Source organism: Nitrospirota bacterium (assembly GCA_040752355.1).
GTDB lineage: Bacteria > Nitrospirota > Thermodesulfovibrionia > Thermodesulfovibrionales > Dissulfurispiraceae > JBFMCP01.
The window spans coordinates 137,270-151,184 of sequence record JBFMHE010000007.1 but is presented as its reverse complement, the minus strand read 5'-3'; the positions used below and the strand labels follow the sequence as shown (position 1 = coordinate 151,184).

General features: G+C 60.7%; 14 protein-coding genes. 5 read left to right on the top strand and 9 right to left on the bottom strand.

Features of this window, described 5'->3' with window-relative positions; translation table 11 throughout:
* The 3 genes from AB1805_07160 to AB1805_07150 form a co-directional block, all read left to right on the top strand.
* On the top strand, window positions 1-190 hold a 190-nt coding region (locus AB1805_07160; GenBank protein MEW5745196.1), incomplete at its 5' end, for a hypothetical protein.
* Window positions 191-200: 10 nt separating this feature from the next.
* Entirely contained in the window at window positions 201-725 is a 525-nt protein-coding gene (locus tag AB1805_07155; GenBank protein MEW5745195.1) for a chemotaxis protein CheW, read from the top strand.
* Between the two features lie 11 nt (window positions 726-736).
* Entirely contained in the window at window positions 737-1,072 is a 336-nt protein-coding gene (locus tag AB1805_07150) for a hypothetical protein (protein MEW5745194.1), read from the top strand.
* Between the two features lie 7 nt (window positions 1,073-1,079).
* Here the strand turns inward: AB1805_07150 and AB1805_07145 are convergent, their stop codons facing one another.
* The 8 genes from AB1805_07145 to AB1805_07110 all read right to left on the bottom strand — a co-directional run bounded on the left by AB1805_07145 (window position 1,080) and on the right by AB1805_07110 (window position 10,051).
* Window positions 1,080-1,373 carry a hypothetical protein gene (locus AB1805_07145; protein ID MEW5745193.1) on the bottom strand — a complete coding sequence of 98 codons (294 nt, stop codon included), beginning with the start codon at window positions 1,371-1,373 and terminating at the stop codon, window positions 1,080-1,082.
* Window positions 1,370-2,722 carry a sigma-54 dependent transcriptional regulator gene (locus tag AB1805_07140; GenBank protein MEW5745192.1) on the bottom strand — a complete coding sequence of 451 codons (1,353 nt, stop codon included), beginning with the start codon at window positions 2,720-2,722 and terminating at the stop codon, window positions 1,370-1,372. Before AB1805_07140 ends, AB1805_07145 begins: the two co-directional genes overlap by 4 nt.
* Window positions 2,719-4,758, bottom strand: coding sequence for an ATP-binding protein (locus AB1805_07135; protein MEW5745191.1), 2,040 nt, complete (start codon window positions 4,756-4,758; stop codon window positions 2,719-2,721). The genes AB1805_07140 and AB1805_07135 overlap by 4 nt, the downstream gene beginning before the upstream one ends.
* 4 nt (window positions 4,759-4,762) lie before the next feature.
* The gene (locus tag AB1805_07130; protein MEW5745190.1) at window positions 4,763-5,155 is read right to left on the bottom strand and encodes a PaaI family thioesterase; all 393 of its coding nucleotides are present in this window, start codon (window positions 5,153-5,155) and stop codon (window positions 4,763-4,765) included.
* 67 nt (window positions 5,156-5,222) lie between these two features.
* Window positions 5,223-6,473 (bottom strand): transcription termination factor Rho, encoded by a 1,251-nt coding sequence (gene rho, locus AB1805_07125; GenBank protein MEW5745189.1) that lies wholly within the window; start codon window positions 6,471-6,473, stop codon window positions 5,223-5,225.
* 330 nt (window positions 6,474-6,803) lie between these two features.
* Window positions 6,804-7,418 (bottom strand): response regulator, encoded by a 615-nt coding sequence (locus AB1805_07120; protein ID MEW5745188.1) that lies wholly within the window; start codon window positions 7,416-7,418, stop codon window positions 6,804-6,806.
* On the bottom strand, window positions 7,387-8,337 hold the full coding sequence (locus AB1805_07115; GenBank protein ID MEW5745187.1) for a response regulator: 951 nt from the start codon (window positions 8,335-8,337) through the stop codon (window positions 7,387-7,389). Before AB1805_07115 ends, AB1805_07120 begins: the two co-directional genes overlap by 32 nt.
* A 1-nt stretch (window position 8,338) precedes the next feature.
* On the bottom strand, window positions 8,339-10,051 hold the full coding sequence (locus AB1805_07110; GenBank protein ID MEW5745186.1) for a response regulator: 1,713 nt from the start codon (window positions 10,049-10,051) through the stop codon (window positions 8,339-8,341).
* A 254-nt stretch (window positions 10,052-10,305) separates the two neighbouring features.
* Between AB1805_07110 and selD the strand changes: the two genes are divergently transcribed.
* Together selD and AB1805_07100 are read left to right on the top strand one after the other, a co-directional pair.
* Window positions 10,306-11,265 carry a selenide, water dikinase SelD gene (gene selD, locus AB1805_07105; protein ID MEW5745185.1) on the top strand — a complete coding sequence of 320 codons (960 nt, stop codon included), beginning with the start codon at window positions 10,306-10,308 and terminating at the stop codon, window positions 11,263-11,265.
* Entirely contained in the window at window positions 11,262-12,911 is a 1,650-nt protein-coding gene (locus tag AB1805_07100; protein ID MEW5745184.1) for a 1,4-alpha-glucan branching protein domain-containing protein, read from the top strand. The genes selD and AB1805_07100 overlap by 4 nt, the downstream gene beginning before the upstream one ends.
* 25 nt (window positions 12,912-12,936) lie before the next feature.
* On the opposite strand, the gene AB1805_07095 is transcribed toward AB1805_07100, so the two are convergent.
* Window positions 12,937-13,866, bottom strand: a complete 930-nt coding sequence (locus AB1805_07095; protein MEW5745183.1) for a selenium metabolism-associated LysR family transcriptional regulator — start codon at window positions 13,864-13,866, stop codon at window positions 12,937-12,939.
* Window positions 13,867-13,915 lie beyond the last annotated feature (49 nt).

Sequence of the window (13,915 nt, the reverse complement as noted above, 5' to 3'; positions counted from 1 at the left end):
GGCCAGAAGGCAGTCTATTCCTGCTGCACCGAAAGGGATTTCAAAGGGGCCGCAAAAGGCAAAGATGGCCCCTATCACGCATGCCCCTCAGCAGCATGCAGCGGAAAGGAGCGGCAGCCGTGCCGGGGTTGCCCTGAAGATGAGCGGCAACGGAGGGGACCACCTGGACGACGCATTCGAGAAATTCTAGGGAGGGGCATATGAGTGCAGAGAGGATAGCAGACATTGCGCAGTATCTCACCTTCACGCTGGATGGCGAGGTCTTTGCGGTAGAGATCGCCAAGGTCAGGGAGGTGCTCGACTTCACGTCGGTGACCAAGGTGCCACAGACCCCGGATTTCATGAGGGGAGTGATCAACCTGAGGGGGGCAGTAGTGCCGGTGGTGGATATGCGGCTGAAGTTCGGGATGAGCAGGACCGAGAGGACCGTCACTACCTGCAGTATCATCGTCGAGGTTGCAATAGACGGCGAGACCACGGTGCTGGGGGCGCTGGCTGATTCGGTGCAGGAGGTGATCGAGCTGGAGCCGGAGAGCATCGAGCCCGCCCCCAGGATCGGCACCCGTCTTAATAACAGTTTCATCAAAGGTATGGGGAAGCGGGATGACCAGTTCGTCATCATACTCGACATCGATAAAATCTTTTCCGGTGGCGAGCTTGCCCTGGTGCACGACGGCTGCGGCATGCAAGTGGATGCTGAGGAGGCTGAAGCGCAGCAGAGATAGGAGGTCGGCTGGTGCACGAGATAATCAGGAAGATCAATGCCTCAAACGACGTCGAGAGCGTATGCTGCGTCCTGGAGGAGCTCTTCCGGGAGTCAGAGAGCGTGCTGAGCAAGAACGAGATGACGATCGATCAGGCCCTCGGCATTATCGGCGCCGTCACCCGGATACGAGGGCTGCTGACCGAGCTGGCCCGGATCGAAACGTCTCGGGAGCGAAAGGGGCGAACGGCTGATGTTGTTCTGCACTTGAACGAGTGTTATGCAGCCCTCGAAGGAGCGGTCAAGGAAGCGAGAAACGACATGATGCGGTCGTCGAAGGGAGGCCCTGGCTCAGGGGCGCCTCTCTAGAGCGGCGCTATTCCTCTTCCTCTTTGGCGAGCATCATGAAGAGGCGGGCGACCATGACGCTGCAGACGCCGCCGATGAAGGCGCCGAAGGCGCTGATGATGCCGATGGCGACGACGACGCCGAAGAGGACGAGGATATGGTCGTGAGGAAAGGTGGTATTGAAGAGGCGGTTGAGGTCGTTGGCGACCGCCTCGCTCCATCCGCTCCCGAGGCTCTGGCCGAGCAGGAGGTCCATGCTCAGGGCCACGACCGCTCCGAGGAGGGCGCCGAGCGCCGCGCCGATATAGAACGCCTTCTTCATTCGGCCTCGATCCCGTACTTCTTGAATTTCCGGTAGAGCGTCGCCAGGTCTATGCCGAGAGCCCTGGCGGTCTCTTCCTTGCTCTTGCCGTGGGCCTGGTACATCTTTATCAAGAGATTTTTTTCATAGTCGCCGAGGTACGCCTTGAGCGGCGCGCTCTCCTGCTCCTGCCCGGTCTTTTTCAGCTTGTCGGGCAGGTCGTCCACCGTAATGAGGTCTCCCCCGGCGAGCACGACCGAACGCTCGACGACATTGCCCAACTCGCGCACGTTGCCGGGCCAGGAGTAGGAGAGCAATGCAGCGAGCGCCTGGCTGTCGATGCCCTTGACCGGTTTTTGGTGGACCTCCGCAAACTTCTTCAGGAAATGGCGGGCGATGATCTCGATATCGTCCTTGCGCTCCCTGAGGGGGGGGATGTTTATCTCTATGACATTGAGGCGGTAGTAGAGGTCTTCGCGGAATTTCCCCTCCTTGACCCGCTGCTCCAGGTTCGCGTTGGTCGCTGCGACGAGCCGTATATCGACCACCTTCGGCTTCGTATCGCCGAGGGGATAGACCTCTCCTGTTTCGAGTATCTTCAGGAGCTTGGCCTGGAGGGTAAGCGGCATGTCCCCGATCTCATCGAGGAAGAGGGTGCCCTGGTGGGCAAGGGGAATGAGCCCCAGCTTGTCCGCTACCGCGCCGGTGAAAGCGCCCCGCTTGTACCCGAAGAGCTCGGATTCGAGGAGCCCTTCGGGAATGGCGGAGCAGTTGATCGATATGAACGGCTTGTCCCGCCGGGGGCTGTTGCAGTGAATGAGCTCGGCAACCAGTCCCTTCCCGGTTCCGCTTTCACCCAGTATGAGGATAGTGCTCTTCGTCGGGATCACCTTCTCGAGCGTCTCGACGATCTTCATCATCGACTCGGAGTTCGCAACGAACTCCCTGCAGGCATCCAGTCGCTGGCTGATCTGCTGCTTGAGGGCGATGTTTTCGGTCATGAGCCGCTTCTGCTCGAGCACCCGCCTGATGGTCAGCCGGATCTCCTCGTTATGGAAGGGCTTGACGATATAATCGGCCGCGCCCTTGCGCATCGCCTCGACCGCGGATTCTATGGAAGCGAACGCGGTCATGATGAGCACCGGCGTGTCGGGCGCGAGCTCTCTCGCCTTCTCGAGGACCGCCATGCCGTCGACCTTGCCCATCTTGAGATCGGTGAGGATCACATCGAAGCTCTCCCCGGCGATTCTCTCGACGGCCTCCTCGCCGCTCGCAGCAGTGACGACCTCATACTCCTCCCGTCTGAGCAGGAAGGCGAGGGCCTTGCAGATGTCCTGCTCGTCGTCCACTATGAGTATCTTCGGCTTCATGCTCCTTTGACCGGAAGGGAGATAACGAAGGTCGTCCCTTTCCCGGGCTCGCTCTCGACGGTCAACGTCCCGTTCATCTTTTTTATTATATTATAACTGACCGCGAGCCCGAGCCCGGTCCCTTTCTCCTTGGTCGTATAGAAGGGGTCGAAAATTTTGTTCACGTCCTCTTTCGGGATGCCGGTCCCGGTATCCCGGAACTGCACCACGACGGCGCCGTCTTCGAGGAAGCTCCGTACGGTGAGTGTGCCGCCGTCGGGCATGGCGTCCATGGCGTTGAGCGTGAGGTTCACGAACACCTGGGAGAGCTGGTTGGAGTCGCAGACGACATCCGGCAGCGACGGCGCGAGCTCCTTGACGATGGCAGTGCTCTTCGCTTTCCTGTCGTACTGGATCAGATTGACCGAGGTCTCGATGATCTCGTTGAGCGAGCAGGCGCTCGTCATCCCCCCGCTGGCCGGCATTTTCGAGAAGCCCGAGAGCTGCTTCAGTATCTCCGAGATCCGGTTGATATGGAAATAGATCGTCTCGAGGCTTTCCCGCTTGAACGAGTCCTCCTCCATCTCCCTGAGGATCTGGACAAAGGAGAAGATGGAGGTGAGGGGGTTGCCGATTTCGTGGGCGATGCCCGCCGCGAGCCTGCCGATGGAAGCGAGCTTTTCGGAGTGCATGATCTGCTGTTCCATCTTCTTGATCTCGGTGACGTCCTGTATGAGCCTGATGTAGCCGTGCAGCTCCCCGTCCGCCCCTCTCACCGGCGCCGTAGTCACCTGGAAGAACTTGTCTCTCTTGCCGAAGAGGTTCGAGACGATGACGGTGTCGATATCATCGCTGTCGTAGTTTTCGAGCATGGTGCAGTCCCGGCAGACCTCCTCGCAGGTCCTTCCCACCATGTCCCCGCCGGCCATCTCTGCGAAGGCCTGGTTCGTCCACTGTATCCTTCCCCCTCTGGTGATCAGCACGATGCCGCTGCCGATGGCGCTCACGATCGTGTTCAGCTTTTCCTTTTCGCCTGCGAGCTCCGCGGTCCGGTCGTTCACCCGCTCCTCGAGCTCGACGGCATAGCGCTCGAGCTCTTCCTTGCGCCGCGCCACCGACTCCGCCGTGATCCTCTTCTTGTTGAACACGATGAGCATGGCCGAGACGATGCTCGTGGTCACGAAGATGGAGATGATCAGGTAGGAATAGATCTCCATGCTGTTGCGGGTCGTGCGGGTCACCTCGGAATACGGCGACGAGATGGCGATCACCCAGGTGAGGCCGCCGAACTGGGCGGTGGAGAAGGCGATGATCTTGTCCTCTCCCGAGGGGGCGATGTGCCTCCCGAAGCTGTCCGTCTTGCCCTCGATGATCTTCTTCTCGAGATCGAAGCTCAGGTGGCACTTGAAGCAGGTGGCATCCGCCTTGTAAAGGTTTTTCCCCACCATGTCGGGCTGGGTGGGATGGTAGAGGAGGTTGCCGCTCCTGTCCATCATCCATGCATATCCCCTGCTGCCGGACTTGATGCTGCTTACATAGGTATGCGCGATAGCATCGATCCTGGTCCAGAAGAAGACGACGGCCTCGAGCCGCTGCTGCCGGTAGAGCGGCGCCAGGGTGAAGAGGGCGCCTGCGGACTCGAGCAGCGCAGTGCCGCCCGGACCGGCCTCCCGGGCCTTTCCGAGCATAGCGGGAACGACGGGTCTCACCAGCGCAGGGTCCCCTTTGAAAAAGAGGAGGCTCCCCTCCGCGTCAATCAGCCCGATGCCGGTATTGGTGAGCTTGGTGTACGCCGGGGTGATCTCCTCCTGCAGCAGGGAGGGGTTCTTCCTGATATCGACTTCGGAGAGGATACGGGAGATCAGGAGGAGCTCCGCCTTCTCGTGCTGGAGATGCGATTCTATGTTGTCGGCGATGGAGCGGGAGAGCAGGAGCTGCTGGCGGTTGAACTGCTCGGCGATCTCCATCTGGAGCGACTGCTGGAAGAAGATATTGAGCGTAATAAGGCCGGATACGACGAAGACGAGCGTGCCGACGATGAGAAAGTAGCCTTTCATTACTCTATACTATCAATTTGGCCTGCGCCTCGGCAATGGCGCCGCCGTCCGCTCCGAAGAGCCGCGCAGCGGCCTTGAGCAGTCTCGTGCCGCCGGTGACGATCTCGGCCTCGACACGGGCGCGCTCACCGACCCGCAGCGGGCTGGTGAAGCGTACGGAGAGCTCGGCGGTAACCGGGGAGAGGCCGCGAAGGAGGGCCGCCTGTATCATCGCCTCGTCCAGGATCGAGGCGAGTATGCCGCCGTGCACGAGGCCCTTGTACCCCTGGTGCGCGGCGGAAGAGGTGAAGGACGCGGCGACCTTGCCGCCATCGGCTTTGAAGCGGAGCTGCAGACCGCAGGGGTTCGCCGTGCCGCAGACAAAACAGTGATCGTCGGTCTCTCGATTATAGGCCATCGCTCATAGCGTACCACGCATCGCATCCGGCTGCCCGTCTGCCGCCGGCAGCGGACGACACGCTGTCTTACTTGTTCATCATCTCGAGAAACTCTCTGTTGTGCTTGGTGCCTTTCAGCTTGCTCAGCAGGAACTCGACGCTCTCGATCGTGCTGAGCGGGTTCAGGACCTTCCTGAGAATCCACATCTTGTTCAGTACGTCCTTGTCGACCAGCAGCTCTTCTTTCCTCGTGCCCGAAGCATTGATATCGATGCTCGGGAATATTCTCTTGTCGACCAGCTTCCGGTCGAGATGTATTTCCATATTGCCGGTGCCCTTGAACTCTTCGAAGATGACATCGTCCATCCTGCTGCCGGTGTCGACGAGCGAGGTCGCCAGGATCGTGAGGCTGCCGCCCTCTTCAAGGCTCCGGGCGGTGCCGAAGAACCGCTTCGGCCGCTGGAGGGCATTGGCGTCGAGACCGCCGGAGAGCACCTTGCCGCTCGTGGGGGTTATGGCGTTGTACGCCCGCGCGAGGCGGGTGATGCTGTCGAGGAGGATGATGACATCCCGCTTCCCTTCGACGAGGCGTTTCGCCCGTTCGGTAACCATCTCGGAGACCTGGCAGTGGCGCTGCGGCGGCTCGTCGAAGGTGGAGCTTATGATCTCCGCGGTGCTGACCTGCCGCTTCCAGTCGGTCACCTCTTCGGGCCGCTCGTCGATCAGCAGTATGATAAGGTGCACTTCCTTGTGGTTTTTCTTGATCGCTTTCGCGATCGACTGGAGGAGCATGGTCTTGCCGGTCCTCGGCGCGGCGACGATCAGCCCGCGCTGCCCCTTGCCGATCGGCGTGATGAGGTCCATGACCCGCATCGAGAAGTCGCTGCTGTCATACTCGAGGTTGATCTTCTCCGTCGGGTAGTAGGGCGTAAGGTTGTCGAAGAGCGGACGGCTTACATTGTGCTCGACCGTTTCGTTGTTGATGCTTTCGACCTTGAGGAGGGCGAAGTACCGCTCGTTCTCTTTGGGCGGCCTGATCTGTCCGGAGACGAAGTCGCCGGTCCTCAGGCCGAACCTCCTGATCTGCGAAGGGGACACGTATATATCGTCAGGGCTCGGCAGATAGCTGTAGTCGGGGGAACGGAGGAAGCCGAAGCCGTCGGGGAGAATCTCGAGAACCCCCGCCCCGTACACCGTTCCCGCCTTCTCGGCCTGGGCCTGGAGAATGGCGAAGATGAGCTCCTGCTTCCTCAGCCCCGAAGCCCCCTCGACGTTGAGGTCCTTGGCGAGGGCGGTAAGCTCGTCAACGGTCTTCTCTTTTAATTCAGAAATTGAGATGTAATTTTCCATCTGTTTTCTACCTCTCTGGGTTGTCATGATAAACGCTCACCTTGTAACGAGCTGCACGTATCGTTGCGGGCCCGTGGGTTGCTTTTGAGTTTTACCTGAGTTGCGCCTTTATGTGCATTTATTTAGGATTATCCCTCTTTGGGGGAGGAGCACTGCGGAACAGCTAAGGACCCCGTCTTGTACTGCTTGGCTAGTTCCCTGGCAAATTCCTGGATTGTTGTAGTTTTTTGTCGCAAGATAGGAATTCTAAGGGGCGAAATCCTCGTTTATGATACTAAAAGCAAAAAAAAATGTCAACATGTCAACAGCAGCCTTTCCTCATTGCTGCGCTGCCCCGCAGAAGGGGCAGACCATCCAGGCAGCCTCGACCGGCATGCTGCAGGAGCGGCAGAGGTCGCGGCGGTGCGCGCCGCAGAAGGGACAGAAGTGGAACTTCATATCGATCGTCTTCTGGCACCGGGAGCACTGGCAGACATACTCGGTCTCGGGATCGATTACCCGGAGGATCTGGGAGAGGGTGTTGTAATTCTTGATGATCAGCCCCCGGTTCGCCTCCTCCAGGTTATACTTTTCGATCGCCGAACGGATGAGCAGCTTGAGCTCGAGGTCGTTCCAGGGCTTGGTGATGAACCGGTATATCTCTCCCTGGTTGATGGCTCTCATCGCCGCGCCGGCATCGGCGTGGCCGGTGAGGATGATCCGCACGGTGTAGGGAAACTGGTTCCTCACCGCTGTCAGGAGCTCGGAGCCGGACATGCCCGGCATCCGCTCGTCGGATATGACCACTTTCGCCGTATGCTGCCGGAGCAGCTCCAGCCCCGCAGCCGCGCTCTCCGCGGTGAGCACCCGGTACGGCTCTTCGGAAAGAGCCCTCCGCAAGGATGCCAGCACCGGGGGCTCATCATCGATGATAAGTATCTTGTCCTGAGTCATGGCATGCTCCTCCTTCGGTGGAATTTCGGCAGCGCAGCTGCGGCGCCGGCGCGGACTGCCGGGCCCGGGAGAGGACGGCGGTCCCTCCTTTGCCGATGACCGCAGCTGCGTTGTCGGGAATAAAAACGACGATCACTCCTTTTTGGCCATCTCCGTTGTCCATAAGCATCCCTGAAAGTGTGCCCTCCACCCCGCGGAGCGCGGTCTTCCGTACTGCAGCGCCGGCCGCCCTCGTTTCATCGACAAAGCGCTGCAGCTCACCGGAGAGCCCCTGGGTGATATCCTGGCCCAGAAGCCCCCAGCCGGTTCCGGTAAAGGCGAGCCATAACGCGTTGCACAGCGCCGCCACGTTGCCTGCATCGATGCCGACGATGCCGACCGGTATGGATTCGAGGATGTTCTGCTGCAGCGCCAATGCCCTGCTCCTGAACTCGAGATGGGCGGACTTTTCCTCGAGGAGCTTCTCGAGCTCGTGGTTCAGCTGCAGCAGCTCGTGGTTCTTCTTTTCGAGCTCGACCGTGAGCTCGAAGTTCTTCCGGTGGAGCGCATAGCGCTCCAGCGCATGGGACACGATCATCGCGAGCTCGTCGTCGTTCCAGGGTTTGGGGATGAACTTGTATATCTGGCCTTCGTTTACGGCGGAGATGATCGACGCCGTGTCGGCATAGCCCGAGAGTACGATCCTGACGATATAGGGCCATCGCTGCCGTACTTCCCTGAGAAACTCCACGCCGTTCATGCCGGGCATCCGGTAGTCGGAGATGACGAGCTGCACGGCCTCCTGCTCGAGGATGCCGAGCCCCTCCCGGCCGGAGGTCGCGGTGAGGACCTCCATATCGCTGTCGAGAAAGAGCCTCCTCAATGCATTGAGGACATTCTGTTCATCATCGACGCAGAGTATCTTCGTTTTCCGGCTCATGCTATCCGTCGATAACGGGGATCCTGATGGTAAAGACCGTCCCCGTACCCACCGTGCTCTCGACCCGGATGTCGCCGTTGTGCTTCTTCACGATATCGTAGGCGATGCTGAGCCCGAGGCCGGTCCCTTTCCCGACCTCCTTCGTGGTGAAGAAGGGCTCGAAGATCCGATGGAGGTGCTCCGGGGCGATGCCGCAGCCCGAATCGGCGATGGTTATATAAATGCTGCGGTCCCGATGCCGGGTCGTTATCCGGATGGCGCCCTGCCGCTCGAGGGCGTGGGCTGCATTGACCAGGATATTCATAAAGACCTGGTTCATTTGGCCGGGGTTGCACCGGGTGAGGGGGATATCGCCGTAGGATTTTTCGAGGACCGCCTTGTACTTGAGCTCGTTCCAGACGATATTGATGGTGCTCTCGAGCCCCTCGTTGATGCTCGCCATCTTGTGCTCCTGCTCATCCACCCGTGAAAAGCTCTTGAGGTCCTGGACGATCTTCTTGACCCGGTCGGCGCCCTCGAGAGACTCCTTTATGAGGCATTCGGCATCGCTCAGTACATGGTCGATCTTGAGGGCCTCCCGGTGTTCCTGTATCGTTGCACGGAGCGCGGAGGCGCTCGCGGGAGCGCCGGCAGAGAGCTGCTCGAGCGCTTCCGCCTGCGCCGCGATGAACGCCGAGAGCCGTTCGCGGTATTTTTCGAGGGAGTTGAGGTTGCTCATGATGAAGCCGGTCGGGTTATTGATCTCGTGGGCGATCCCTGCGGCGAGCTGCCCTATGGAGGCCATCTTCTCCTGCTGCAGTATCTGCGACTGCGCGGCCTTGAGCTCGCGGTAGGCTGTTTCGAGCTCTCTGTTCTTCTTCTCGAGCAGTTCCCGCTCCAGCTGCTGGGTCTGGTGGAGCTGATCGCTCAGGGCCTTGCGCTCGGTAATATCATGCAGGATGACGACCGCGGCAAAGGCGTCCGACGGCATGCGGTTCTTCACCGGAGAGAGGCTGTAGTAGAACCACCGCCCGCTCGGGTGGAACAGCTCGTCCGTACCGGGATGATCCGGGGAGGCGGTGATCCCGCTCCGCTCGAGCGCCTCCTGCCACCGTTCTCCCGCCAGCATATCGCAGGATATTCCCGTGAGGGTCGCGAGCATTGTATTGCAGCGCACGATGCGGTTCCCTTCGTCGATGAGCATAACGATATCGTCGATGCAGTCGACGGTCTTCTCCCACTCCCTCCGCGCATTCTCGATCGCCTCGAGGGTGGCCTTGAGCATTTCGTTGCTTTTCTTGATGCGGTCGATGGTCCCCAGCTCGAGGAGGTTCTTCAGCCGTATGAGCAGCTCGGCGTGGTCGATGGGCTTGGTGAGGAAATCGTTCGCCCCTGCATTGAGGCAGCGTATCCTGGTCTCCTTGTCCCCGAACGCGGTGAGAATGATGACGGGGATGGAGCGCGTCTCGGGTTTGTCTTTGAGACGCTTGCATATCTCGATCCCGTCCATATCCGGCATGAGCACATCGAGGAGGATGGCGTCGGGCATCGCCGCGTCGATCTTCGCGAGCGTCTCTGCACCGCTCTGTGCGGTGTCGATGGTGTATCCCTGCTGGCCGAGCAGGCTGGCGAGAATGGCCAGGTTTGTCCTGTCGTCGTCGGCGATCAGGACACTGGCGGATACCCCCCCGTCAGCGGGAACGGCCGGGCAGTGCTGTTCGGTGCTTATCGTCATAGTTTAATGATGGTGAGAGCGGATAAGAGGGCTGAAGCAAGAACGGTACCAGCGGTTCCGCCTTGATTTGCAAAGGGGTTTGCCGGGAACGGCGCGGACGGGTATAGAGTCAGTTCCATAGCTATGGAATTGGTTCCATACCGCTGCCGGCAGGAGCACCCGGCTTTACTGCTCTCCGGTGTTGAAGTATAATACGATTCACTATGACGTATAGGCTGACAGAGCGAGTCAAGGCTGCCGGTTGAGCAGGCAAGATGGGTCCGGCGGACCTCGAAGAGCTTCTCGTCGATATCCATTCAGTGGAGCATCCTTCCCTTATTGTCGGTCCCGGCGATGACGCGGGAGTTCACCTTATCGACGGCATCGCGGTCGTCGAGACGGTCGATGTGATAACGCCCGTGGTCAACGACCCCTTCACCTTCGGGGCGATAAGCGCGGCCAATTCGCTGAGCGACGTCTATGCAATGGGAGGGACGCCCCGGTCCGCCCTGGCGGTGGCGGGGTTCCCTTCCTGCGATTACGAGCCGGCGGTGCTGGGGGAGATCCTCAGGGGCGCGGTGCATACGCTCAGGAGCGCCGGGGCGATGCTCCTCGGCGGCCATACCTTCGAGGATACGGAGATCAAGTTCGGGCTCTCGGTGACCGGTGTCGTCGACCGGGAGCGCATACTGAAGGTTTCGGGCGCGCGGGAGGGACAGGTCATCGTCATCACCAAGCCGCTCGGCATCGGCATTCTCACGACGGCCCTCAAAGGGGGCAAGCTCTCGGACGAGGAGATCGGGCCTGCGGTGGCGTGGATGCTGACGCTGAACGACCGCGCAGCGGCAGCTGCCCTGGCTGCCGGGGCTGCGGCCTGCACCGATATCACCGGCTTCGGGCTGCTCGGGCATGCGGCAGCCATGGTGAAAGGCTCCTCCGTCGATTTCGTGTTCGAACGGCGGCGCATCCCCGTCCTCGACCGCGTGGCGGCTATGATCGACAGCGGCATGCTGCCCGAAGGCGCCTATAACAACCTCAAATTCGTCGATGGCAAGGCAGCCTTTGCCCCCGGGCTGACCGAAGAGGATAAGCTCCTGCTCGCCGACCCCCAGACATCGGGAGGCCTGCTGCTGACCCTTCCCGAGGAGGGCCTGCGCCACTTCGAGTCATCGTCGCTCTTCTTCTCGGTTATCGGCAGGGTAGTCCCCGGCGCCGGCATGATCGTGGTGCAGTGAAGGGCTCGCTGCTGCTCCTCCTCCATGCCCACCTGCCGTACGTACGCCATCCCGAATACGAGTACGCGCTGGAGGAGTCCTGGCTCTATGAGGCGCTCTGGGAAACCTACCTCCCCCTGCTCGACATGCTCGAGCGCCAGGTGGAGGACGGCATCAGTCCGCAGCTGGCTTTTTCATTGAGCCCTCCGCTGATCGAGATGCTCGATGACGAGCTCCTCAGGATCCGCTTTCTCCGCCACCTCGATAATCTGATTGAGCTTGCCGGGACGGAGAAGAGGAGGACGCGGCATACCCCGTTCGAGCCGGCGGCATTCCTTTACGCTGCCCGGCTGAAGAAGATGCGGCGGCTTTACCGGGACCGGTATGCCGGCGATATCGTCGCGGCGTTCAGAAAGCTCCAGGATGAAGGGCATATCGAGATCGTCGCGACCTCTGCAACCCACGCCTTCCTGCCGGCCTATGAGCACTATCCCGGAGCAGTGCGCCGGCAGATCGCTGTCGGCATCGGGAGCTACCGCCGCGCTTTCGGCAGGCGCCCCCGGGGATTCTGGCTGCCTGAGTGCGGCTACTTCAGGGGGCTCGATGCGTATCTCAAAGAGGCGGGGATCGATTACTTCTTTCTCGAAGCGCACGGTGTCGTGCACGGACGGCCGCGGCCGCGCTTCAGCATTTATCGGCCCGTAACCACGCCGTCCGGCGCCGTTGCCTTCGCACGGGACACCCGGGCCGCTCAGCAGGTCTGGTGCGCCTCGCGCGGCTACCCGGGCGACCCCTGGTATCGCGACTTCTACCGCGACATAGGGTTCGATCTCCCTTCACCCCTCGTCGAGGCGTTTACCGGCATCGGCATCCCGTCGTTCACCGGTCTGAAGTACCATCGCATCACCGGCGCCGGCGCGGACAAGATGCCGTATGACCGGTGTGCTGCCATAGGGAGAGCGGCGGAGCACGCGGCGCACTTTGTCGGCGAGCGTGCTGCGGACTTCGGCAGGCTCGGGGCGTTCTCCTTTTCTCCGGTGCTCTTTACCGCCTTCGATGCTGAGCTCTTCGGCCATTGGTGGTTCGAGGGCGTGGAGTGGCTCGACGGCGTGGTGCGGACCGCCCGCGAGCGCGCACTGCCGTTTCGCCTCGAGACGCCCCTCGCGTTGTTCCGGCGAAGAGGCGGAGATAATGCGCCGGGCGATTCGCCGGCTGTCGAGCCTGCGCCGTCGAGCTGGGGAGAGGGCGGTTACAACGCGGTCTGGATCGGCGAGCAGAACCGCACGATCTACCGGCACCTTCACCGGATGGCCGAGCGCGTGGAGCGCCTCATCGAGCGCGCACGGCGGGCTCCGGCAGTCCGGCAGCAGGAGGGCAGCGTCCCGCGCTCAGGGAAAGAGCGGACGACGGCGCTGATGGACCGGGCGATCAACCAGGCGGTACGGGAGGCGCTCCTCGCCCAGGCGAGCGACTGGGCATTCCTCATGGAGCGGGACAGGGCTGCAGCGTATGCTGCAGGCAGGATAGCCGTGCACCGGGAGCGCTTCGACCGGATTTTCTCGATGATCTGCGGCAACGGGATCGACGCGTCCGTGCTGGGCCGGATCGAGGCGGCGGACCCGCTCTTCCCCTGGCTCGAGGTGCGTGACGGGACTGCAGGGTCGTGACGGTGCGAGAGGGTGGATGAGCGGCTTAGACTTTTGCGGCGTCGGCGAGCAGGGCTTCGTAGGGGTAACTCTTCACATACGAGAGGAACTCATCGACAGCATGGGAGACGACAGCGTTCTTGGGCAGCAGGAGCGAGAATTCCCTGAGGATCTTTTCCTCCTTGGTGACGACGAAGCGTAAGCTGCCGTATTTGATCTCCTTCCGCGCGGCCCACCGCGAGACGATAGAGATGCCCATGCCGCTCTCGACCGCCTCCTTGATCGACTCGGTCCCGCCGAGGACGAGGGCGATGCGCATATCGCCCACCTTGATGCCGTGGGAGGCGAGATACTTCTCGATCATCTGCCGCGTGCCCGAGCCCTCCTCCCTGATGATGAAGGGCTCTTTGGTGATCTCGAGGATAGAGACCACTTTTTTCTTTGCCCAGGGATGCATCGGCGGAATGATGAGCGCAAGCTCGTCGGTAAGCAGCGTCTCGACCTTGATCTTGTGGCGCGAGGTCTCTCCCTCGACGAGCCCCAGGTCGATGACCCCCGAGTTCAGGAGATCCAGCACCCGTTTCGTATTGCCGATGAGGACGTTTATCTTGATCTTGGGATGATTCTTCTTGAAGTCGGCGATGACGCTCGGCAGGACGTAGTTCCCGATCGTGGTGCTCGCGCCGACCGTGATGCTCCCCTTGATCAGGCCGGTGATCTTTCCGATCTCCTTCTCGAGCTCCGCGTAGAGGGAAAGGATGTCCTTGGAGTACCGGTAGAGCACCTCTCCCGCAGGGGTGAGGTTGATGGTGTTGCTCGAGCGGTCGAAGAGCTTCGTCTCGTAGAGCTCCTCGAGCGCCTGGATCTGGAGGCTCACCGCCGGCTGGGTCAGGTGAATGATCTCAGACGTCTTGGAGAAACTCTTTGTTTCGGCTACGGTGCAAAAAACCTTTAATTTATGATCTTCCATCGCCATAGGACTTATTATACTAGCATAAAAAATAGTTATAAGTAAACAAAGTGGT

Excerpts from the sequence above, each read along its gene's own strand:
- AB1805_07135 (MEW5745191.1), bottom strand. The coding sequence starts at position 4,758 with ATGAAAGGCTACTTTCTCATCGTCGGCACGCTCGTCTTCGTCGTATCC.
- selD (MEW5745185.1), top strand. The coding sequence starts at position 10,306 with ATGGGTCCGGCGGACCTCGAAGAGCTTCTCGTCGATATCCATTCAGTG.
- AB1805_07130 (MEW5745190.1), bottom strand. The coding sequence starts at position 5,155 with ATGGCCTATAATCGAGAGACCGACGATCACTGTTTTGTCTGCGGCACG.
- AB1805_07155 (MEW5745195.1), top strand. The coding sequence starts at position 201 with ATGAGTGCAGAGAGGATAGCAGACATTGCGCAGTATCTCACCTTCACG.
- AB1805_07120 (MEW5745188.1), bottom strand. The coding sequence starts at position 7,418 with ATGACTCAGGACAAGATACTTATCATCGATGATGAGCCCCCGGTGCTG.
- AB1805_07145 (MEW5745193.1), bottom strand. The coding sequence starts at position 1,373 with ATGAAGAAGGCGTTCTATATCGGCGCGGCGCTCGGCGCCCTCCTCGGA.
- AB1805_07110 (MEW5745186.1), bottom strand. The coding sequence starts at position 10,051 with ATGACGATAAGCACCGAACAGCACTGCCCGGCCGTTCCCGCTGACGGG.
- AB1805_07095 (MEW5745183.1), bottom strand. The coding sequence starts at position 13,866 with ATGGCGATGGAAGATCATAAATTAAAGGTTTTTTGCACCGTAGCCGAA.
- AB1805_07115 (MEW5745187.1), bottom strand. The coding sequence starts at position 8,337 with ATGAGCCGGAAAACGAAGATACTCTGCGTCGATGATGAACAGAATGTC.
- AB1805_07140 (MEW5745192.1), bottom strand. The coding sequence starts at position 2,722 with ATGAAGCCGAAGATACTCATAGTGGACGACGAGCAGGACATCTGCAAG.